General features: G+C 58.7%; 13 protein-coding genes and 3 pseudogenes. 4 read left to right on the forward strand and 12 right to left on the reverse strand.

Features of this window, described 5'->3' with window-relative positions; translation table 11 throughout:
* Positions 1–77 precede the first annotated feature (77 nt).
* The 8 genes and pseudogenes from B7L09_RS14995 to putP form a co-directional block, all read right to left on the reverse strand.
* Positions 78–401 carry a hypothetical protein gene (locus B7L09_RS14995; protein ID WP_094469472.1) on the reverse strand — a complete coding sequence of 108 codons (324 nt, stop codon included), beginning with the start codon at positions 399–401 and terminating at the stop codon, positions 78–80.
* A 440-nt stretch (positions 402–841) separates the two neighbouring features.
* Complete coding sequence (locus tag B7L09_RS15000) at positions 842–1,261, reverse strand: hypothetical protein (protein WP_338012249.1); 420 nt, start codon at positions 1,259–1,261, stop codon at positions 842–844.
* A gap of 173 nt (positions 1,262–1,434) precedes the next feature.
* Positions 1,435–1,854, reverse strand: a complete 420-nt coding sequence (locus tag B7L09_RS15005) for a hypothetical protein (protein ID WP_049870740.1) — start codon at positions 1,852–1,854, stop codon at positions 1,435–1,437.
* Entirely contained in the window at positions 1,851–2,330 is a 480-nt protein-coding gene (locus B7L09_RS32400; RefSeq protein WP_255142035.1) for a hypothetical protein, read from the reverse strand. Before B7L09_RS32400 ends, B7L09_RS15005 begins: the two co-directional genes overlap by 4 nt.
* Before the next feature lie 87 nt (positions 2,331–2,417).
* A pseudogene (locus tag B7L09_RS15010) lies at positions 2,418–6,651 on the reverse strand (RHS repeat-associated core domain-containing protein); the annotation flags it as partial.
* The gene (locus B7L09_RS15015; protein ID WP_094469473.1) at positions 6,651–7,388 is read right to left on the reverse strand and encodes a DUF4123 domain-containing protein; all 738 of its coding nucleotides are present in this window, start codon (positions 7,386–7,388) and stop codon (positions 6,651–6,653) included. The gene B7L09_RS15015 and the pseudogene B7L09_RS15010, both read right to left, overlap by 1 nt.
* On the reverse strand, positions 7,378–9,396 hold the full coding sequence (locus B7L09_RS15020) for a type VI secretion system Vgr family protein (RefSeq protein ID WP_094469474.1): 2,019 nt from the start codon (positions 9,394–9,396) through the stop codon (positions 7,378–7,380). The genes B7L09_RS15015 and B7L09_RS15020 overlap by 11 nt, the downstream gene beginning before the upstream one ends.
* A 366-nt stretch (positions 9,397–9,762) precedes the next feature.
* The gene (gene putP, locus B7L09_RS15025; protein ID WP_094469475.1) at positions 9,763–11,247 is read right to left on the reverse strand and encodes a sodium/proline symporter PutP; all 1,485 of its coding nucleotides are present in this window, start codon (positions 11,245–11,247) and stop codon (positions 9,763–9,765) included.
* 462 nt (positions 11,248–11,709) lie between these two features.
* On the opposite strand from putP, the gene putA reads away from it, so the two are divergent.
* Together putA and B7L09_RS15035 are read left to right on the forward strand one after the other, a co-directional pair.
* On the forward strand, positions 11,710–15,660 hold the full coding sequence (putA, locus tag B7L09_RS15030) for a trifunctional transcriptional regulator/proline dehydrogenase/L-glutamate gamma-semialdehyde dehydrogenase (RefSeq protein WP_094469480.1): 3,951 nt from the start codon (positions 11,710–11,712) through the stop codon (positions 15,658–15,660).
* 244 nt (positions 15,661–15,904) lie between these two features.
* Complete coding sequence (locus tag B7L09_RS15035) at positions 15,905–17,707, forward strand: acyl-CoA dehydrogenase (RefSeq protein WP_094469476.1); 1,803 nt, start codon at positions 15,905–15,907, stop codon at positions 17,705–17,707.
* 124 nt (positions 17,708–17,831) lie between these two features.
* Here the strand turns inward: B7L09_RS15035 and B7L09_RS32825 are convergent, their stop codons facing one another.
* The 4 genes and pseudogenes from B7L09_RS32825 to B7L09_RS15050 all read right to left on the reverse strand — a co-directional run bounded on the left by B7L09_RS32825 (position 17,832) and on the right by B7L09_RS15050 (position 20,399).
* Positions 17,832–18,677, reverse strand: coding sequence for a methyl-accepting chemotaxis protein (locus tag B7L09_RS32825; RefSeq protein WP_438269325.1), 846 nt, complete (start codon positions 18,675–18,677; stop codon positions 17,832–17,834).
* 18 nt (positions 18,678–18,695) lie between these two features.
* A pseudogene (locus B7L09_RS32830) lies at positions 18,696–19,769 on the reverse strand (HAMP domain-containing protein); the annotation flags it as partial.
* A gap of 100 nt (positions 19,770–19,869) precedes the next feature.
* On the reverse strand, positions 19,870–20,172 hold the full coding sequence (locus tag B7L09_RS15045) for a cell division protein ZapA (protein ID WP_094469478.1): 303 nt from the start codon (positions 20,170–20,172) through the stop codon (positions 19,870–19,872).
* Positions 20,169–20,399, reverse strand: coding sequence for a hypothetical protein (locus B7L09_RS15050; protein WP_094469479.1), 231 nt, complete (start codon positions 20,397–20,399; stop codon positions 20,169–20,171). The genes B7L09_RS15045 and B7L09_RS15050 overlap by 4 nt, the downstream gene beginning before the upstream one ends.
* A gap of 290 nt (positions 20,400–20,689) precedes the next feature.
* Here B7L09_RS15050 and B7L09_RS32835 point away from each other — a divergent pair.
* Together B7L09_RS32835 and B7L09_RS32840 are read left to right on the forward strand one after the other, a co-directional pair.
* A pseudogene (locus tag B7L09_RS32835) lies at positions 20,690–21,217 on the forward strand (MCP four helix bundle domain-containing protein); the annotation flags it as partial.
* A gap of 45 nt (positions 21,218–21,262) precedes the next feature.
* Positions 21,263–22,300: a methyl-accepting chemotaxis protein gene (locus B7L09_RS32840; protein WP_438269326.1), complete on the forward strand. Its 1,038-nt coding sequence runs from the start codon at positions 21,263–21,265 to the stop codon at positions 22,298–22,300.
* The last annotated feature ends 265 nt before the right edge of the window (positions 22,301–22,565 follow it).

Here is a 22,565-nt window from a genome sequence, read left to right on the forward strand (position 1 = left end):
TGTGGCGAGGGGGCTTGCCCCGGTTGGGCTGCGCAGCAACCCCAAAACATCCCAGCCAACCTCGCCACATCCTGCCCTTAGTCCGAAGGCCGAGCCCTCAACCGTCGCCCCACTACATCCAGCACATCACACCCATCCCGCAACGGAATGGCACACAGCAACGCAAAATCACTAAGAATGAACGACTCACACTCAACCGAACCGCGCATCGACATGTTCTCCAGCACCTGCGTGACGGCGCGAATTCGATAGTTGGCAGCGTCGTATAAAGCATCGAGCGGCGCGTGGGTATCGACGAACAGCGTGGGCATGTCGGTGCAGTTGCTGGTGAGGGCCATGAAGCGGCTTTTGGGGTGGGGAATAGGCTTTTCGTAGGGTGGATCGGGGTGAAGATTTTTCATTATTGAAACCTCTGGTAGTAATGGGCGCTACCATCGGCCTTCCTACAGGCTTGGGTGGCAGCTATACGCAGGAGTAGGAGTACCGAGCACTCATGAACCTCGGTCACGCCGAAGCGTGTCCCGCACACAGCCGCCGCGAACGATCATATGGACACGAGTTAAGTGCCGCAATCAAACGACAGAGCTGTTGCATCATGAGAGAGGGCTCCTACACCCTGCCACCACTTGCGCGGTGACAGCCAAAGACTATCCCTGCAACCCATCGCCCACCAGTTCATGGAAGCCGTCACAACTTGAAGGAAACTTCCGATGAGTTTGCCCGGAAAATTCGTAAGAATTACGAGATCTTTAAACAAGACGTAAACATTCCGTAGTGCTGGCAATCGGTATTGAGAATGCCGACGCGTGGGATTCGAGACTGATAGGCGCTACCTTCTCCATCACCAGCTGGACTGATCTTCAAGACTTGCTTTATAAAGATCATCTTTCCACTCCAAGCTTGCCAACGCGTATATATCCTCAAAAAAACCGCGAGAATCTACTATCTCCGTCTCATCCCACGCGATAGTAATGCATTCATCGTAGTCGCTTTCAAACTGTGTAGAAAAATCAAACTCCCTATCGGCCAACGCCCCCTCAAGAATTTTAAATAGAGCAAACCGGTGTCTGTAACTTAGGTAGCCCAAACCACGCAGCACGAACGTTCTAATTAATTCACATCGTTCCCGACGAAGATTAGGATTATATTTCCTAAGGACCTCTCCTAATCCCTCCTCCCGATCATAAATCTCAAGCCCCCCTAAAACATAAGAAAGTCGAGATTCCCAAGGTAGGCTTACATTTTCAAATGGAGATTTCAAAATCTGTTACTCGCTTTTATCTCGGAAAAGCCGTAAATGCGCGCCTAGTATTATTTTTATCAAACCTCGTTTCCACCTCATTCATAACCTAAGCATAGAGGGGACGAATTTATTTATTACTCTTGAGAATCCCGACGCGTGGGAGCCCAGACTGACAGGCACCACCTTATCCATCACCAACTGTCCCGATCTTCAAGACTCGCCAAAAGAAGATCTTCCTTCCATGCCTCCTGAGCCAACATATAGACATCTTGAAGAAATCCACGGGGATCCTCCAATGCATACCACTCACCACGCGGCCAACTACCTGCATCTTCTTCATCTATATCAAACAAACTCTGAAAATCATAAGACGCATCGCTTAACTTTTCCGCTAGAAAACCCATGAGCACGAACTTATGTCTATAGGACAGATAACCTAGATTCAAGCTGTATCTTTTGATCAGCTCCGCTCTGTCAAAGCGATCATTAGGATCAAACACTTCCAGTTCCGCGCCCCGAGTTTCCTCACGATCATAAACATCAAAGACGCCAATAAACCACATCAAATCGGGTTGAAACTCTTCATTTAAAAATGGATCTCGCAACATCATTTTCTCTCCGAAGGAAAACCAGTAAAAGGCCGTAGCACATTATCCTTATCGAACTTAACTTCAAACCAATTCAGATCTTCATTTAGTGTTGGGTTACGAGCGTCTTTCTTGTTCGGTTTATAACCACGCCCGGCCCCAGGAAGCTCCATCCTTACGATCGGATTCTTATGTTGGTCCTTCCCTGTATGCGGGCTCAAACCTAACGCTTCCCTTGTCATAGCTTTATTCAATGCCCCCAAATGCATACGCCAGTTTCTGAATTGAGAGCTCGAGTTCCCTCTAGCGCCTTTCGGAACTTCACCGGTATGAGGGTCGGCCCCATTATCTGCTCGTTGTTTGAGCGCTTGGTCCGGTATTTCTGAACTGTGTTTTTTAACCGTGTGCATGTCATATTTTTTTTCCATTTCCTCAACACGCCGCTTCGCATTCGCCTCCGCAAGGTCATCAATCCGCGCCCTCCGCTGCATGTTTCGCAATGAGATGACCTCCCTGAGCTTCGTGTGCGGCCAAACCACCGCCCGGAACAATTACGCTAAACGGTCCTTCGGGATCACCGGGGCAAGGTAGACATGCCAACCCCAACGGATCAACCCACCCCGTCGGATTCGGCGTGTACTGATACTGGTTCAGCCCACCCGCCAACTTCACCGGGTCCGGCGTCAGGTACCGTCCAACCACCGGATCATAGTACCGATGCCGGTTGTAGTGCAGGCCGCTCTCAACATCAAAGTACTGCCCCTGAAACCGCAACGGTTGCTCAAGCTGCTCGCCCCCGCCGAACGCCTGCTGCGTGACTTTGCCGTAGGCGTTGTACTTCGCTGACCAGACGATCTCGCCACCAAAATCGGTCAGTTCCTGCGGTGTGCCGAGGTGGTCGAGTTGGTAGTAGAACGGGCAGGCTTTGCGTGGGCCTTTGCCGTCGAGCATCGCCAGCGGGCGGAAGCTGCCGGGTTCGTAGACGTAGCTGCGGTAGTGTTCGCGGCTGCTTTCGGCGATGAGGTTGTCGCCTTGCCAGAAGAACTCGGTGGTTTGGCCGTCGACGGTTTTGGCGATGCGGCGGCCGAAGGCGTCGTAGCGGTAACTTGAGCAGCGGCCGTCCGGGGTTGTGACGCCGACTAATCGGTGCTGGCAGTCGTAGCGGTATTCGGTGACGAGTTTTTGCGCGGTGCCGCGGCGCTCACGTACCAGATTGCCGAAGGCGTCGTAGTCGTAATGCCGGTCGCCCTGCATCAGCAGGCGATTGCCTTTAACGGTCGCCAATCCGGGCCGGTCCTGCATCAGCAGGTTGCCGGCGGGGTCGTGGGCGAAGGTTTCCGGTGGGTCGTCGTGGGTGTGGCGGACGCGAGTCAGGCGGTTGAGCGGGTCGTATTGGTAGTTGCGTTGGCCATGACGGGTGTCGGCGATGCTGTCGAGATTGCCGTTGGCGCTGTAGGCATAGTCGCGGCGATACTGTGTTTGGTGCTGTTGACTGACAGCATGGGCCTTCAATCGGCCCTGATCGTCGTAGGCATATTCGCTAAGCAGTTGACCTTGTTGGCGTTGTTGCTCGCGACCGAACACGAATTGGTGGCTGGTGAGTCGCGCACCGTTGAGGTCGATGGCCGTTAGCGCGCCGCCCTTGGCGTGGTGGTAATCGAGTCTGCTGCCGTCCGGCAGGCGCAGGCGATTGAGCTGGCCGCAGGCGTCGTAGCCATAACGCAGCGTGCCCCAGCCTTGATGCTCGGTGATCAGCCTGTCTTGTTGGTCGTACTCAAATTCCAGCGGCTGGTCGTGGCCGTCGTCGACGCCGATCAGGCGGCCGAGGCTGTCGTAGCGGTATTCGACCTTGATGCCGTCGGGCAGCGTTTTGACCAGCAACCGCCCTGCCGAGTCTCGTTCATAAGCGGTGACGAGCTGCGAACCGTCGTCGCCGAACTCGGTTTTTTCCAGCAGGTGGCCGTTAAGGTCGTAGGCGTACGCCGTGCGTTGCCCGTCGAAGCCGGTTTCCTGTCGGATCAATCCGTTGGGTGTGTAGTCCAGCTGATACTTTTCGCCGNCTTCGTTTTCGATCGCGGTCAGCAGCAACCGCACGTTGTCGTAGCGGTAGTTGACCTGGCTGCCGTCGGCATTGATGCGGCGGCTGATCAGGTGCAGGCCGTCGGCGTATTCGTAGCGGGTGACGTGGCCCCGTTCATCGCGTTCGGCGGTGATTTTTCCGTAGGGGTTGTAGCTGTATTCGCGACTGGCGCCTGTAGGAAGCGTCGTCTGAATCAGTCGGCCGATGGCATCCCACCGGGACTTGGTGATCGCGCCGTGTTCGTCCTGCCGGGTAATCTGCCGCCCTAGCGCATCGTAGGAAAACCGCCGTACGCCACCGTCCGGCAGTGTCTCTTCGACCAGTTGCCCCAGGCCATTCCAGACGAACACATGCCGACTGGTGTCCGGGTAGCGGATCGACAGCAGCTGACCTTTTTCGTCGTAGTGATAGTGGGTGACGTGGCCGTCGGGGTCGGTCGCTTCGGTGATGTCACCCTGGGCATTGCGCTGATACTTCCACACGGCTTTGCCGCGATAGCGTGCGTGCAGGAAACCGTTGCGGTACTCGTAGGACGTTGGTTCGTCTTGCGGTGGAATCAGCGCGACCAGCCGTCCGACTTCGTCGTAGCGGTATTCGGTGACAGCGCCGAGCGGGTCTTGTTCGGCAATCAACCGGCCTTGATCGTCGTAAGCCTTGAGCTGTTCGCCACCGTCCAGCTCGACCTTGCGCACCAGCCGCGCTCGCTCGTCGTGGACGTAAACCTCTTCGCTGCCGTCGATGTTGTGGACGGTGACCCTGCCCTCGTCATCCCAGATATACCGCGCGTCCATCTGCGCAAACGACGCCCAGTGNCGGACACAGCGNGCCGCCTTGCCAGCCCGTTCCCACGCCCAAAAGAAACTCGCCCCACCGGCCAGCTGCCGCTCCAGAATGACGTGCTGATCGTCGTACCGATAAANCTCGCTTTCATCGGCGGCGTTGGTGGCTTCGATGAGTCGGGCGCGTTCGTCGTAGCGGTAACAGACCAGTGTTTGCTCGGTCTGCCAGGCTTCTTCGAGGGTCTGGGCGGGGACAAAAACCTGATAGTCGACGGCGACCAGATGGCTGCGCTCATAACGTAATAGCAAGGCGCGGCCGGCGCCGTTGTCGAGGCGCTGGATGCGACCATGGCGGTCGCGGGTGATGCGCAGGCGGTTGTTGTAAGCGTCGCTGATGGTTGTGAGAAAACCATTATGAAAATGGTAGAAACGTGCTTCTTCGCCGGCCTGGGCGAGGATCAACTCTTCGGGTTCGTTACCCAGATAAATCGCGGCGCGCGAGAGACTGTTGTGGATTGCCGGGCGTTCGCTGTTGGGCAGAGGAAAAGTGGTGCGACGGTTTTCGTGGTCGATCCAGATGACCGTTTCACCGTCGATTTCCAGTCGATGGGATAACGAATGGCTCCAGCCGAATCCGAGGCCGGTATCGATTTCGGCAGCGCTGGTGCGGTAGAGCCGGGTGAAGTCGAACGGCAGGATGCCGTCCAGCGAACCGTCGGTGAGGGTCAGCAGTTCTTCGCCGGTGACCATCGAGACCGGGCATTTGTTGGTGGCGGTTTTATCGACGGAATCAGCGCTGTCGCCGTTGGGGTTTTTTGACTGATCCGGAACGTTGTCGTGGTGCTCGTTTTGCTTGAGCGTGGTGTTGCGCTTGGCATCCCAACGCAGTTGCATGCGCCCTTTTTTGAGACCCGCCGCTACACCGCGCGCAGCAACTGTTTTGTAGCGGTCGACATACTCCATGAAGTTATTGATGATCGTGACCATCGACTTCACAAAGTCCATGGCGGCCTGAAAAATCTGCGGGCTGTACTTGGCCAGTCTTACTGTCAGCCAGGCAATGCCCACCCCAACCACGCTCAGCACCAAGCCAATCAACATCAGAATATCGATGAGCAGTTGCACCACCACGGTTGAAAGCGCTTCGGCAGTTTTGCCGGCGATTTCACTGGGGGGCAGCATCTCCAGCCAGAGGCTTGCCGTGCGCAGCAACAGACAAAGGGCCGCTTCATCGCTGACCAGCAGCTGGACCTTTTCCATTGTTGCCGGGAGTTTCTCTGCCAGTTCGGCAAGCTTGTCGGCCCCATCGCCCAAGCGGCCAACGAACTTTCGGGGATCCTGGAGAATGTCCGAGAGCAGGCTGATGTCCTGAATCGCCGCCCAACCTCCCGCAAGCATTCCATTGCCCACTGCGGCCAACGATGCCGACGCCGATTGCTGCGACCACTGCGGTTTAAATCCCTCCCACTCTTTGCGCAGCCAACTCTCCAACTCTGTGGTCAGGCCGTCGTAAGAGGAAAAAAGATCATCAATTTGCTCTGGAGTGACTTCACTCTGGACATGAACGCGGTAGAACTTCCCGGAAGTGCCTTCGAACTGTCCTTTACCGTTTTCATCAAGCGGCACCGATGTGCGCTTGCCCCCATCCATGGCAATCACATCAACCGAAATGTTCCCCAACGGAATGTCGTAGACCGACTCAAACTTGCTTTCGATTTCAAGAATTCGATTTGCCGGGCACTGCGCAACACTGGAGAAAAAATCATCGTCACTTTGGCTTACGGACTTACTGGTATTTCCCAGTTTGATCTTCCGCTCCATATCCATCAGCGAAGGCATGTCCATCGCCCGGCTGACCCTGTCCGCATTCCGACCCAAGAATTCGCCAAGCTGCTCGCGATACAAAACCAACGTGTCTTTAAATCCGTCGAGCTCCTGCTCGATGCGCACAATCTGATCCATCAGTTCAGCTCCGCCATCAGGTAATCAGCCAAGGCTTGTTTCGGTGCTTGAGGCAAGTCAGGCGCTTGCAGAAAGATCACCACCTTGTGCCGCAACACATGCTCAGAAAACGCTTCAAAAAGATCAGGACGGTCCTCGTTCAACCACTTGATCAAGTTGTTGATGCGGGTTGTCGCTGACTCGGCGGCGAGGTGTTCGAGCAGCGGCTCGGAAACTTCCCACCACGGAAAAACCCGGGAGGTTTTCAATGCACTGCCACCGATATCGAGCGGCTGCCCATTGATCAAACAGTGGTCAATCACCGGCATTAATTGCGTAGGGTTTACGTCGGCAGACTGAAGAATCGGCAACAGATAACGCCCATCCCAGAAGCGGAAAAACACCGCATTACCGTTGGGCAATAGCACTTGAGTGAGGCTGCGCAGATGCTCGATCAGCACCTCTTTGGACGCAGAAGAAACCGCCAGCCAACCCCAGTCGCGAGACTCAGTCGTGGCAACCCACTCCAGAAATTCACCCTCAGCCGCGACGATTCCGACGTAGGGCATGACCGGTTCCCACTCGGCGTAAGCGGTGTCGGCCCAGATCGGATTAGGCGCTTGAACGGCGACTGACTGCCGCCACGCTTTGAACGGCTCAGCCGTGCTGGCATTGCTGAAGATCGCAAACAGTTGTTCCGACGGTTTCAGTGGCTGCCGTTCCAGCCATTCACGAGGTGACAAGCGATCAGGCTGCACAGACACCGTCCTTGCAGCGCTCGCATTCTTCGCAGAACGGCGCGTCGCTTTGCAGGCTCATGATCTGCGCGGCGCTCAGCAGAGCGGCCGGGGCGGCGACGAGTTTCAACGGCGTATTTGGCGACACGGGCGTAGCGGCCATAGACGGCATCAACGCGCCCCCGACCTGAATCGGAACGCTGCTGAAAATTCCACCAGGACCGATGTTGATCCACTGCCCGCCCGCCTGAATCGTCGCGCTGGCACCGCCATCGATGACCACTTGCTGACCGGCGCTGACATGGAATTGCTGACTCGCGTTGAGCGCCTGACTGGTCACGCGAATGTGCCGGTCACCGACCACAACCAAGTGATCGTCGAGCTTCACTTCGGCCTGGCGCTGGCCGTGGGTGATGCGCTGCTCGTCAGCCTTCAACTCATGGCGAGCCATGCCGGTGACGACAATGCTGCGGGCGTTGTCGACCTGCACCTGTTGATCATGCAACACGTGCTGGGTCCAGTCACGCTGGGCACGCAGGTAGATTTCCTCGGCACCCTTGCGGTCCTCAATCCGCAATTCGTTGTAGCCCCCACCACCCGGACTACTTTGGCTGCGGAAAATACTGCGGGTCTTGTCGGCGGGCAGATCCAGCGGCACCGGTGTCGCGGCGTTTGGCAGGCAACCCATCACCAGCGGTTTGTCGGCATCGGCGTCGATGAAACCCACCAGCACTTCCATGCCGACTCGCGGGATCAATACGCTGCCGTAATGGTCGTGGGCCCAGCCCGTGGCGACCCGCAACCAGCAACTGGAATGTTCGTTGAGCTGACCGTCGCGGTCCCAGGCGAGCTGGACCTTGACCCGACCGAACTCATCGCAATGGATTTCGCTGTCGACCGGGCCGGTGACCACCGCCGGTTGGTAACCGAGCATGCGGGGCTTTTCCGGCCCCAGCGGTGGGCGAAACGAAACGTCCCACGGCGTCGCCAGAAAGGTATTGCGGTAGCCTTGGAAATCATCCGGGTCGTCGCTGGAGGCCGACTCTTCCAGCACTTGCGGTTGTCGGCCACGGTGTTCGATTCCGGTGATCAGCCACAGATCGTTCCACGCCTGACGCGGGTGCTCGGCGAGGTGCAGGAAATGTCCGCTGACCAAGGCAGAATCGTCGCCACGACCTTCGGCCTGACGGAAGTCTGCGTTGTGCCGTTCCAGCGCTCGCTGTGTCAGCTGTTTGCCATGCTCACGGTCAGTGAATTGGCCGGGAAAGTGGTAATCCTCCAGCACCGGTCGCTGCTCGCTGTCGACCCGGTTTTCAAGGGATAGACGCGGTTTCTGGAAGTCGTAATCGCGACGGGTGACCGCCGTGGTGCGGGTCTCCAGGCGCACGTTGAAACGCTTGATGGCCGGCGCATCCACCGCCATGCCACTGCCCGGCAAGTACAGCGTCGGCTCGGGCAGGCGCGGGAATACCGTCTGGTCATCGCCGAACACCAGCAGATGTCCGTCGGGGCTGTGCTGGAAGTGGTAATGAATGCCGATCTCGGCACACAGGCGCTGGATAAACGCGAGGTCGCTTTCGGCGTATTGCACGCAGTACTCGCGCGGCGAGTAGTCGCTGCCGAGTTGAAATTCGAAGGCATCGCGCTGGATGCCATGGTCCTTGAGGACCTGCGCGATGATCGCCGGCACGCTTTTGTGCTGGAAGATCCGCTGGTTGATGCGCTGACTGAGGTAGGCCAGTCGCGGTACGAGACTGATTTGGTAGCCCGTCAGACGTTTCCCGGAATCGCTTTGACCGACGCGAAAGATCTGACCATGTATGCCGCAACCTTGTGCATCGAAACTCAGAAAGGCCTGACGATGCAGCAGGCTTTCGAGCTCGATGTCCGGCCGGTCGCTGACCAGTTCCAGGTCGAAGCGGTAGGGTTGGCTGATGGCTTCCGTGCCAGTGAACTCAAGCACCTTGAGCTCAATCTGGACGCCGTCGATCGTCAACGTGAAACGCGGTTGATTGGCAGGAGCGAACATCCGATGTGTCTCTGCAGAATGAGGGCGGGCGATTCTGCATGAGCGACAAGGGGTGTTGAGGGAGGGACAGGAAAATCAGATTTTCCCTACTTTTTTAGGGATTTTTCCTTCAATAATCGGTTTGTTTGGCTACAGACATCTCTTCCAAACCCACCCTAACCCCCTGTGGGAGCGAGCTTGCTCGCGATAGCGTCGGGTCAGTCGACATCAATCTTGAATGACCAACCGCTATCGCGAGCAAGCTCGCTCCCACAAGGGATCTTCAACATCTCGGGATTTGCGTAAGCAAAAAAAAACGGCCCGCCTCCAAATGGAAGCGGGCCGTTTTCATGTTCGGCGAAAGGTCAGAGCCTCAGCTCATCCCCATCACTTGTTCAGGCGGAAATCAGCCTCGGCAGCGGCGAAGCGCTGAAGCATGCCGTGAGTCGGCGCGCCCAGTTTGCTGACGATGTAGATGGCCAGGCTAGCGAAGATGAAGCCCGGGATGATTTCGTACAGGCCCAGCAGGTTGAAATGCTTCCACACGATCACAGTGATCGCGCCCACCAGAATGCCCGCCAATGCGCCGTTGCGGGTCATGCCTTTCCACATCACTGAAATCAGTACCACAGGACCAAACGCAGCGCCGAAACCGGCCCAGGCGTAGCTCACCAGACCCAGTACGCGGTTTTCCGGGTTAGCGGCCAACGCGATGGCGATCAGGGCAACCAGCAGCACCATGGCGCGACCGACCCAGACCAGTTCCAGCTGGGAAGCGGTTTTGCGCAGGAAGGTTTTGTAGAAGTCTTCGGTCAAGGCGCTGGAGCACACCAGCAACTGGCAGCTCAGGGTGCTCATGACGGCCGCCAGAATGGCCGACAACAGCACGCCAGCNATCCATGGATTGAACAGGATTTTCGCCAGCTCGATGAACACCCGCTCGTGGTTTTCAGTGACCGGGCCAGCCACTTCCGGGTGCGCCGAGAAGTAAGCGATGCCGAAGAAGCCCACCGCCACGGTGCCGCCCAGGCACAGGATCATCCAGGTCATGGAAATACGACGCGCCTTGGCAATCGACTTCACCGAATCCGCCGCCATGAAGCGCGCGAGGATGTGCGGCTGGCCGAAGTAACCCAAGCCCCAGCCCATCAGCGAGATGATGCCGATGAACGAGGTGTTTTTCAGCATGTTGAAGTTGTCCGGGTTCTTGGCTTCGATCGCCAGGAACGTGGTGTCGATGCCGCCGGTAGCCAGCAGCACGATGATCGGCGTCAGGATCAGGGCGAAGATCATCAGCGTGGCTTGGACGGTATCGGTCCAGCTGACGGCAAGGAAACCACCCACGAAGGTGTAGGCAATCGTCGCCGCAGCACCGGCCCACAGCGCCGTCTCGTAGGACATGCCGAACGTGCTTTCAAACAAGCGGGCACCGGCCACGATGCCGGAGGCACAATAAATGGTGAAGAACACCAGAATCACCACCGCAGAGATGATCCGCAGCAGGCCGCTTTTGTCTTCGAAGCGGCTGGAGAAGTAATCCGGCAGCGTCAGGGCGTCACCGTTGTGCTCGGTCTGCACTCGCAGGCGGCCGGCCACGAACAACCAGTTCAGGTAGGCACCAACGATCAGGCCGATGGCGATCCAGCTTTCCGACAGGCCGGACATGTAGATCGCGCCCGGCAGGCCCATCAACAACCAGCCGCTCATATCGGAAGCACCGGCCGACAAGGCTGTGACCACGCTACCGAGGCTGCGACCGCCGAGGATGTAATCGGAAAGGTTGTTGGTGGAGCGATAGGCCATGAAGCCGATCAGCACCATTGCTGCGATGTAGATCACGAACGTGATCAGGGTAGGATTACTAACGCTCATTAAGTTACGCCCTGGCTTTGTTTTTATGTAGCGGCGGCTGGTGAACCGCGCGCAAACGACGACGTTTGACAGACGATTTCAGGTCCCGCGCATTTATGACTGATGTTTCCCCAGGAAAGCCATCAGCCGATGCACCTGTCTTTTATGNCCGGTTGCACCTTGGCCGCGAATGCTATTCAACAAAGCAAATAAGGTGCAACCCATTTCTTGAGAATAAGTTGCACCTAGTCGGATTTACCTGAAAAAGCCCTGTTTTTGCTCCCTTTTAGGGCAGTCCGCACGCTTTTCTAGAATTAAAAGCACCAAGCAGGAGCGGGACGTTCGTGCCGGAATTTATTTCCTGACGAGCTGCTTATTATTCCGACAAAAAAAGGGTTGCACCCGGTTGCACCTCAAAGGTTGCCCAGCTAATCTTGCGGCCAGCTGATGCCACGCGGTCGTGGCAACCATGAGGATAAAAAGATGGCAACGACCACCCTTGGGGTCAAACTCGACGACCCGACCCGCGAACGCCTGAAGGCGGCCGCGACCTCCATTGATCGCACGCCGCACTGGCTGATCAAGCAGGCAATTTTCAATTACCTGGAAAAACTCGAGGGTGGTGCAACCCTGACCGAGCTGAGCGGTTTGACCAAGGATTCCGACGAAACCGTCGATGCGCCTCTGGATCACGCCCACCAGTGCTTCCTNGAGTTCGCCGAGAGCATCCTGCCGCAATCGGTACTACGCGCATCGATCACCGCCGCTTACCGCCGCCCTGAGCCGGAAGTGGTGCCGATGCTGATCGAGCAGGCACGCCTGCCGCAGGCAATGGCCGAAGCCACCAACAAGCTGGCCGCCTCGATTGCCGAAAAACTGCGCAATCAGAAGAGCGCCGGCGGCCGTGCCGGAATTGTTCAGGGTCTATTGCAGGAATTTTCCCTGTCGTCCCAGGAAGGCGTGGCCCTGATGTGCCTGGCCGAAGCGCTGCTGCGTATCCCGGACAAAGGCACCCGCGATGCGCTGATCCGCGACAAGATCAGCACCGGCAACTGGCAGCCGCACCTGGGCAACAGCCCGTCGCTGTTCGTCAATGCCGCCACCTGGGGCCTGCTGCTGACCGGCAAACTGGTCGCCACCCACAACGAAGCGGGTTTGACCTCGTCCCTGAGCCGTATTATCGGCAAGAGCGGCGAGCCGATGATCCGCAAGGGCGTCGACATGGCCATGCGCCTGATGGGCGAGCAGTTCGTCACCGGCGAAACCATCGCCGAAGCCCTGGCCAATGCGAGCAAGTTCGAAGCCAAGGGTTTCCGCTATTCCTACGACATGCTTGGTGAAGCCGCGCTGACCGAACACGATGCCCAGAAGTACCTGGCCTCGTACGAGCAAGCCATTCATTCCATCGGCAAAGCCTCACACGGCCGTGGGATTTATGAAGGCCCGGGCATCTCCATCAAGCTCTCGGCACTGCACCCGCGTTACAGCCGTGCGCAGTACGAGCGCGTGATGGATGAGCTGTACCCGCGCCTGCTGTCACTGACCTTGCTGGCCAAGCAATATGACATCGGCCTGAACATCGACGCCGAAGAAGCCGACCGCCTTGAGCTGTCGCTGGACCTGCTGGAACGCCTGTGCTTCGAGCCGCAACTGACCGGCTGGAACGGCATCGGTTTCGTGATCCAGGCTTACCAGAAGCGTTGCCCGTATGTGATCGACTACGTCATCGACCTGGCGCGCCGCAGCCGCCATCGCCTGATGATCCGCCTGGTGAAAGGCGCGTACTGGGACAGCGAAATCAAGCGCGCCCAGGTTGAAGGCCTGGAAGGCTACCCGGTCTATACCCGCAAGGTGTACACCGACGTTTCCTACATCGCCTGTGCACGCAAACTGCTGTCGGTACCGGAAGTCATCTACCCGCAATTCGCTACGCACAACGCCCACACGCTGTCGGCCATCTACCATATCGCCGGTCAGAACTATTACCCCGGCCAGTACGAGTTCCAGTGCCTGCACGGCATGGGTGAACCGCTGTACGAGCAGGTTGTAGGCAAGGTTTCCGATGGCAAGCTGAACCGTCCGTGCCGCGTGTACGCACCGGTCGGCACCCACGAAACACTGCTGGCCTACCTGGTGCGGCGCCTGCTGGAAAACGGCGCCAACACCTCGTTCGTCAACCGGATTGCCGACCACACCATCTCGATTCAGGAGCTGGTGGCCGATCCAGTGGCCAACATCGAGCAAATGGCGACGCTGGAAGGCGGCTTCGGCCTGCCGCACCCGCGTATTCCATTGCCGCGCGACCTGTATGGCAGCGAGCGCGCCAACTCCAGCGGCATCGACATGGCCAACGAACATCGTCTGGCTTCCCTGTCTTGCGCGCTGCTGGCCACCGCNCACAACNACTGGAAGGCCGAGCCGATGCTCGGTTGCGCGTCCAGCAATGAAGCCGCCGCCCCTGTGCTGAACCCATCCGACTTGCGCGATGTGGTCGGCCATGTACAGGAAGCCACCGTCGAAGACGTCGACAACGCCATCCAGTGCGCCATCAACGCCGGTCCGATCTGGCAGGCCACCCCGCCCGCCGAACGCGCCGCGATCCTGGAGCGCGCCGCCGACTTGATGGAAGGCGAGATCCAGCCGCTGATGGGCCTGCTGGCTCGCGAAGCCGGTAAGACCTTTGCCAACGCCATTGCCGAAGTGCGTGAAGCCGTGGACTTCCTGCGCTACTACGCGGTGCAGGCCCGTAACGATTTCACCAACGACGCCCACCGCCCATTGGGCCCGGTGGTCTGCATCAGTCCGTGGAACTTCCCGCTGGCGATTTTCAGTGGCCAAGTCGCTGCAGCACTGGCGGCCGGTAACCCGGTATTGGCCAAGCCTGCCGAGCAAACACCACTGGTGGCCGCCCAGGCCGTGCGTATTTTGCTCGAAGCCGGCATTCCGGAAGGCGTGCTGCAACTGCTGCCGGGCCAGGGCGAAACCGTCGGCGCGCGCCTGGTGGGTGATGATCGCGTCAAAGGCGTGATGTTCACCGGCTCCACCGAAGTGGCGCGCCTGCTGCAACGCAGCGTCGCCGGTCGCCTGGATACCCAGGGCCGTCCGATTCCGCTGATCGCCGAAACCGGTGGCCAGAACGCGATGATCGTCGACTCTTCGGCACTGACCGAACAAGTGGTGATCGACGTCGTGTCCTCGGCCTTCGACAGCGCCGGCCAGCGTTGCTCGGCCCTGCGTGTACTGTGCTTGCAGGAAGATTCGGCAGACCGTGTCATCGAAATGCTCAAGGGCGCCATGGCTGAATGCCGCCTGGGCAACCCGGAGCGCCTGTCGGTGGATATCGGCCCGGTGATCGACGCCGAAGCCAAGGCCGGCATCGAGAAACACATCCAGGCCATGCGCGACAAAGGCCGCGCGGTTTACCAAGTGGCAATTGCCGACGGCGAAGAGATCAAGCGTGGCACTTTCGTGATGCCGACCCTGATCGAGCTGGAAAGCTTCGACGAACTGCAAAGGGAGATCTTCGGCCCGGTGCTGCACGTGGTTCGCTACAAGCGCAAAGAGATCGACCAGCTCATCGCGCAGATCAACGCGTCCGGCTACGGCCTGACNCTGGGCGTGCACACTCGCATCGACGAGACCATCGCCAAGGTGATCGACAACGTGCATGCCGGTAACGTCTATGTGAACCGCAACATCGTGGGTGCCGTGGTTGGCGTGCAGCCGTTCGGCGGCGAAGGCTTGTCGGGGACTGGTCCGAAGGCCGGTGGTCCGCTGTACCTGTACCGTCTGCTGTCGACGCGTCCTACCGATGCCATCGAACAATCCTTCGCTCGCGGCGACGCGATCGTTGCGCCGGACGTTCGTTTGCGTGATGCCATGAGCAAACCACTGACAGCCCTGAAAACCTGGGCCGACAACAACAAGTTCGCTGACCTGAGCGCCCTGTGNAGCCAGTTCGCGGCGCAATCGCAAAGCGGCATCACCCGTGTCTTGGCGGGGCCGACCGGCGAGCGCAACAGCTACGCCATCCTGCCGCGTGAACACGTGCTGTGCCTGGCGGAAGTCGAAGGCGACCTGCTGACTCAATTGACGGCGGTATTGGCTGTCGGCGGTTCGGCGGTGTGGCCGGAGGCTGAATTGACCAAGGCTGTGTTCGCACGTCTGCCGAAGGAAGTTCAGGCGCGAATCAAGCTTGTTTCCGACTGGAGCAAGGACGAAGTGGTGTTTGATGCGGTTCTGCATCATGGCCATTCCGACCAGCTGCGTGCGGTGTGCCAGCAAGTGGCCNAGCGTGNCGGGGCGATTGTCGGGGTGCATGGTTTGTCGCAGGGTGAAACCACGATAGGCCTTGAACGCCTGGTGATCGAGCGCGCGTTGAGCGTTAACACCGCTGCNGCGGGTGGTAATGCGAGCTTGATGACGATCGGTTAAACGCAACAAGACCGGGCAACCGCAATGGCTGTCCGGTATGCAAAACCCCTTGTGGGAGCGGGCTTGCTCGCGAAGGCGGAGTGTCAGTCGACATTAATATTGAATGTTACACCGCCTTCGCGAGCAAGCCCGCTCCCACATTTGATTAGCGGTGTCTGCAACACACCATCACGCTCATCAATCATCCTGTTCAGTCTTTATTCCCACGCCTAGACTCGGTCCATTCCAAAAAAGGTAGGCCGCCATGTCCGAGACGTTGCTCAGTTCCCGCAATCTGGCTTTCGAGCTGTACGAAGTCCTCGATGCCGAGGGCCTGACTCAGCGCGAGCGGTTTGCCGAACACAACCGTGAAACCTTTGATGCCGCCATCAGCACCGCGCGCAGCATTGCCGAGAAGTTTTTCGCGCCGCACAACCGCAAGAACGACGAAAACGAGCCGCGTTATGAAGACGGCNAGGCGATTCTGATTCCGGAAGTGAAACCGGCGGTGGATGCGTTCCTCGAAGCCGGTTTCCTCAACGCCGCGCGCAGTTTCGACGCCGGCGGCATGCAACTTCCTACATTGTTGTCCCAGGCCTGCTTCGCGCACTTCCAGTCTGCCAACGCCGCCTCCACGTCCTACCCGTTCCTGACCATGGGCGCCGCCAACCTGATCGAAAGCTTCGGCACCGAGGAGCAGAAACAGCGCTTCCTGCAACCGATGATCGACGGCCGTTTCTTCGGCACCATGGCCCTCACCGAGCCGCATGCCGGCTCGTCGCTGTCGGATATTCGTACACGCGCCGAGCCCGCTGCTGACGGCAGTTATCGGCTAAAGGGCAATAAAATTTTTATCTCCGGCGGCGATCACCCGCTGTCGGAAAATATCGTGCACATGGTGCTGGCCAAGTTGCCGGATGCACCGGCCGGGGTGAAGGGCATTTCGCTGTTTATCGTGCCCAAATTCCTGGTCAACGACGATGGCAGTCTGGGCGCACGCAACGACGTGCTGCTGGCCGGGCTGTTCCACAAGATGGGCTGGCGCGGTACAACGTCCACGGCNCTGAACTTCGGCGACAACGGCGAGTGCGTCGGCTACCTGGTGGGCAAGCCTCACCACGGTCTGAGCTACATGTTCCAGATGATGAACGAGGCGCGCATCGGCGTAGGCATGGGCGCGGTGATGCTGGGTTACGCCGGCTACCTCTACTCGCTGGAGTACGCTCGCGAACGTCCGCAAGGGCGCCTGCCCGACAGCAAAGACCCGAGCACCGCGCCGGTCTCGATCATTCAGCACGCTGATATCAAGCGCATGCTGCTGACCCAGAAAGCCTATGTGGAAGGCTCGTTCGACCTTGGGCTGTACGCAGCGCGACTGTTCGATGACACCACCACGCTGGAGACTGAAGACCAGCGCAAGCAGGCCCACGAGCTGTTGGATTTGCTGACACCCATCGTCAANTCCTGGCCGTCGGAGTTCTGCCTCAAGGCCAATGAACTGGCGATCCAGATTCTCGGCGGCCATGGCTACACCCGCGAATACCCGGTGGAGCAATACTACCGCGACAACCGCCTGAACCCGATCCATGAAGGTACCCACGGCATTCAGTCGCTGGATTTGCTTGGGCGTAAACTCGCGCAAAACGGCGGCGCGGGGCTCAAGCAGTTGATCCGCTTGATTGCCAACACCGCAGAACGGTCGCAGGCGCATGAGTCGTTGACCGCCCTGCGTGAACCGCTGGAGAAACTGGTGGCGCGCCTGCAAAGCGTGACGATTGGCCTGCTGACCGATCTGGCCCAAGGCAAGGTCAACAGCAGCCTGGCGAATTCGGCGTTGTACTTGAAGGTATTCGGGCACACGGTGATTGGCTGGCGCTGGCTGGAGCAGGCGATTCGCGCCGAGGAAGGGTTGGTCAAGGGCAATGCGGCCGATGTCGCCTTTTATAAAGGCAAGCTCCAGGCCGCTCGGTACTTCCTGACCTGGGAAGTGCCGAGCTGCCATCATGAACTGGCGATTCTGGAGGCTCGGGATGATGTGTGCCTGACGATGCAGGATGAGTGGTTCTGATTAGAGCCTTGTAGTGAAGCTGACATCCAATCGCGGGCAAGCCCGCTCCCACAAAGTTTTGCGGTNNNCCTGACACTGTGGGAGCGGGCTTGCCCGCGATGGCGTCAGTCAGGCGATACATCTATCAGCGGAGCTTGAAACTGCCCATCTGCCGCGCCAGATCATCCGCCAACCGCTGCAACGTCTGACAATCCTCACGGCAAGCTCTCACTTCCCCCGCCGTCGCCCGGGCCAAATCGGAAATCCCCTGCACGTTCCGGTTGATCTCTTCCGTCACCGCCGACTGCTCTTCCGTGGCCGTCGCCACCTGATGGTTCATGTCGCTGATGCGCTCGACCTGTCCGGTAATCGCCGTCAACGACGCGCCGGTGCGCTGGCTCGACTCGACGCCGGTGCCCGTCGCTGCCTGCCCGGAATGCATGGATGAAACAGCATTCTCCGCGCCCTGCTTGAGGCTGCCGATCATCTGCTGGATCTCGTCGGTCGACGATTGAGTGCGCCGCGCCAACGTGCGCACTTCATCCGCCACCACTGCAAACCCACGCCCCATGTCCCCGGCCCGCGCCGCTTCGATGGCCGCGTTGAGTGCCAGTAAATTGGTCTGCTCGGAGATCCCGCGAATCACTGCCAGCACCTGATCGATGGACGCGACCTGATCGGCCAATTCGCCGACGGCACTGGCGGCGATGCCAATTTCGTCGGACATGCTTTCTATATGCCGGATCGACCCACCGACCACTTCCCGCGCCTGCATCGCTTCATCCCGGGCGTTCTGCGAAGCGACCGCCGCGTTACCCGCGTTCTGGGCGATTTCCTGCACGGTCAGGCCCATTTCGTGGACGGCGGTGGCAACCATGTCGGTCATTTCCTGCTGACGACCGGAGCGCTCGGCGGTGTTGTCCACGACCTTCGCCACTTGGCTGACCGCCGTGCGCAAACGCTCGCTGGTGGTCAGCACTTCGCCGATCATCTCGCGCTGGCTGTCGAGGAATCGATTGAAGCCGCGTGCCAGGTCACCCAGCTCATCGGCGCGGCTGGAATCTAACCGATGGGTCAAATCTCCCCCACCGCTACCGATGGCTACCAGCGCGGCTGTTACCTGGCGGATCGGCCGCACCAGGCCACGGGCCAGCAAGACCACCAGCAACAGACACACCAGCGCCACCGCCAGGCCTATGCCGCTGCTCATCCACATGGCGCGACGGGCTTCGGCGTAGATCTGCGACTGTGGCACTTCGGCCACCAGGGTCCAGCCCAGGTCCCGTAACGGGAGGCTCAACGCCAGATAATCTTCGCCATCGCGGACGAAGCTGCTGTTGGTGGCAGTTTGTTGGCCCATGACGGCTTGCGCCGCCGGGGCGCCAATCTGTTCGGCCAAGGTGCGCTTGCCGCTGAATTGCGCCTCGGGGTGAACCTGGATCAAACCGTCGGAACGCACGAGATAGACCTTGCCGCGCTCACCGAAGTTGAAGTTGTGGATCAGCTCCGACAGCTCTTTCATGCTCAACCCAAGCCCGGCAACACCCACGACTTTACCGGCCTGCTCGACCTTGAGGTCGATGAACAGCGCCAATTCTCCGGTCGCGGTGTCATTGTCGATATTGAGGGTGCGCGGCTGGTTGCTGTCGAGGAATGCGTAGAACCAGGCGTCCTTGGGGTTGGAACGGCTGAGGGTCCGGTCCAGGCCTTTTTCAGTGAAGTAATGGTTTGAAGCCGTGCCGACGATCAGCGCGGTGAAGGCTTTGTGTTCGGCGCGGATACCCTCCAGATACTGGACGAACGCGGCGGTCTGGGCACTGTTTTCACCCCCGGCCAGCCAGTCGCGCACCATGCTGTTGCTGGCGATGTCCTTGGCGGCGGTGAGGGGTTGGACGAGGATTCGTTCGATGTCGTTGCGCATCGCTTCGATGCTCGACGGCAGTGCCTGTTCAACCAGATAGCTCTGGGCGAGGCGGTTGACCACGAGGGTATAAATGCCAACCACGATCAGAATACTGACCAGCAGGGCAGTGCCCATACTCAGGATTAACTGCCATTGAATACTGCGTCGCCAGAACTGCATGGAGCACCCCCAAAGAATAAGAGGCTGAAACACTGCAACAGCCGTGCCGATTGTATACAACTCAAACGACAATCTATTCTTTGGTTGTGCGCAAAGCCGATCAGGCCTGATTGATCGTCTTGGAGATTACTTCAACCGTGGCGCTGACTTGCTCTTGGTAACGGTCGAGTTCCTGCTGGTGGTGCTTTTTCATTTCGATCTGCTGGGAACACAGATTCATCGCAGCCAGCACCAGCAGTCGGTCACCGATCAGCGTCGGGTACTTCCTTTTGGTGTCGGCCAAGGCAGCTTTCAACATCATCGCGGCGTCCAGCAGGGTTTGCTCTTCCCCGGCCGGCGCCTTGATCGAATAGTCCTCCCCCAGGATCGAGACGACTTTTACCCCTGCGGCGCCGTGATTCATGCGCTGACCGGGCCGGCGCTGACGCGCTCAACCAGGGCCTGGATGCGGGCCGCGGTGGCGCCTTGTTTCTCTTCCTGTTCCATCAGGTTCAATTGCAGGCTTTCGTTTTCATCCTTGGCCTGGGCCAGTTCTGCGCTCAGGGTCTGGTTGGTGGCGAGCAGGGTCTGGTTCTGTTGCACCAGATCGCTGACCAGCTGTTCCAATTGGCTAAGGGATGCTTCCAACATTTTGATTTTCCAAGCATTTTCAAAGGGCGCGTAAGATAAAGAAAAGTCACCACGGATGCCAGGGTTATTCAGGCGCAAGGCCTTGATTTTCCTGGCGGGCGACCTTCCTCGCGAGCTTTAAAGACTGTGATTGGCGGATCTGGTTCCTGCACTTCGTCGCCGGAGCCCGTCTGCGACAAAAACGCGCAGGCACTCAAGACTTTAGTCGTATGACCGATAAGTCACTCATACGTCAGCTTCAGCGCCGCTCGGGTGCGCTCACTTTGGTAAACAGCATGTCCCTTCGTAATATGAATATCGCACCGCGGGCGTTCCTCGGTTTCGCCCTGATTGGCGGTTTGATGCTGGTTCTGGGTGTGTTTGCCTTGAACCAGATGAGCAAGATTCGCGGCGCCGGCGAGAACATCGTCGAGAGCAGCGTGCCGAGCATCAAGGCGCTGGATGAGTTCACCCAACTGACCCTGCGCCTTCGGGTTCTGTCCTATCGCTTGTTGACCAACCGCGAACCCGACGTACAGCAAAAAACCATCGAGCTGTTCGAACAGCGCAACCAGCAGATCCGTGCCGCCCAGACTGAGTATGAAAAATTCATCAGCAGCCCTGACGAGCGTGCGGCTTACGACCAGTACGTGCAGTTGCTTGGTCAGTACCGTCAGCTTGAAGACCGGATGAAGAGTCTGTCGCGCAACAACCAGGTGGAAGAACTGCGCACCTTGCTCAACACCGATCTGCTGAACAACTCTGAAGCCGTCAACGCCGTGCTCAACCGCCTGATGCTGATCAACAACCAACAAGCGGTCGACCTTAATCAGCAAGCAACGGATCAATATTCCTCGGCGTTCAACCTGGTCGTCACCCTGCTGGTGATCGCCACTGCCCTGACCCTGCTGTTCGCCTGGCTGCTGACCAACAGCATCACCAAGCCCATCGCCAACGCCTTGAGCGCGGCTGAAGAAATCGCCGAGGGCAACCTGACTCGTCCGATTCATGTCGATGGCGAAGACGAGGCAGGCCGCTTGCTGCTGGCCATGTCGAAGATGCAGGACAAGCTGCGTGACACCCTGCAACGGATTTCCGGCTCGGCCACGCAACTGGCGTCCGCCGCTGAAGAGCTGAACGCCGTCACCGACGAAAGTGCGCGCGGCCTGACCCAGCAAAACAATGAAATCGAACAGGCCGCCACCGCCGTCAACGAGATGACCAGCGCCGTGGAAGAAGTCGCGCGCAACGCCGTGAGCACGTCCGAAGCCTCGAAGAACGCCACCACCTCGGCCGGCGACGGTCGTGACCTGGTGCAGGAAACCGTCAGCGCCATCGAACGCATGAGCGCCGATGTGCAGAGCACCGCAACCCTGATTGGTGATCTGGCCAATGAATCGCGGGATATCGGCAAGGTGCTGGACGTGATTCGCGGCCTGGCTGACCAAACCAACCTGCTGGCGCTGAACGCTGCGATTGAAGCCGCGCGTGCCGGTGAAGCCGGNCGTGGNTTTGCCGTGGTGGCGGATGAGGTGCGGGCCTTGGCCCATCGCACCCAGCAGTCGACCAGCGAGATCGAGCGGATGATCGGCAGCATTCAAGCCGGCACCGAGCATGCGGTGAATTCGATGCGCAACAGCACCGAGCGCGCGGAATCGACGTTGAATATCGCCAAAGGCGCCGGGATGTCGCTGGACACCATCAACACCGCGATCGTAGAGATCAACGAGCGCAACCTGGTCATCGCCAGCGCGGCGGAAGAGCAGGCGCAGGTGGCGCGGGAAGTGGATCGCAACCTGGTGAATATTCGTGATCTGTCGGTGCANTCGGCGACCGGNGCGAATCAGACGAGTGCGGCGAGCAATGAGCTGTCGCGATTGGCGCTGGACCTGAACAACATGGTTGGGCGGTTTAGCCTGTAAGCAGCGACACCTTTTCTGTGGCGAGGGGATTTATCCCTCGCCACAGAAATCCCTTCACCAAAGATAAATCCCCTTTCTACGGTGGCGAGGGGATTTATCCCTCGCCACAGAAATCCCTTCACCAAAGATAAATCCCCTTTCTACGGTGATGTCGACCGGTTCCGTGGACGTTGTCGGAATTCTGCAAAAGCTTTTTGACAGCATCACATTTCAACAGGTTAGAATCGCTGGCACGCAGACTGCATGGTCAGTTCGCGCCCGTCTT

Source organism: Pseudomonas mandelii (assembly GCF_002251635.1).
GTDB lineage: Bacteria > Pseudomonadota > Gammaproteobacteria > Pseudomonadales > Pseudomonadaceae > Aquipseudomonas > Aquipseudomonas mandelii_B.

What these genes read in the sequence shown, in the direction of transcription:
- B7L09_RS15050 (WP_094469479.1), bottom strand. Translation starts at nt 20,399, where the DNA reads ATGTTGGAAGCATCCCTTAGCCAATTGGAACAGCTGGTCAGCGATCTG.
- B7L09_RS15020 (WP_094469474.1), bottom strand. Translation starts at nt 9,396, where the DNA reads ATGTTCGCTCCTGCCAATCAACCGCGTTTCACGTTGACGATCGACGGC.
- B7L09_RS15005 (WP_049870740.1), bottom strand. Translation starts at nt 1,854, where the DNA reads ATGATGTTGCGAGATCCATTTTTAAATGAAGAGTTTCAACCCGATTTG.
- B7L09_RS15045 (WP_094469478.1), bottom strand. Translation starts at nt 20,172, where the DNA reads ATGAATCACGGCGCCGCAGGGGTAAAAGTCGTCTCGATCCTGGGGGAG.
- B7L09_RS32825 (WP_438269325.1), bottom strand. Translation starts at nt 18,677, where the DNA reads ATGATCGGCGAAGTGCTGACCACCAGCGAGCGTTTGCGCACGGCGGTC.
- B7L09_RS14995 (WP_094469472.1), bottom strand. Translation starts at nt 401, where the DNA reads ATGAAAAATCTTCACCCCGATCCACCCTACGAAAAGCCTATTCCCCAC.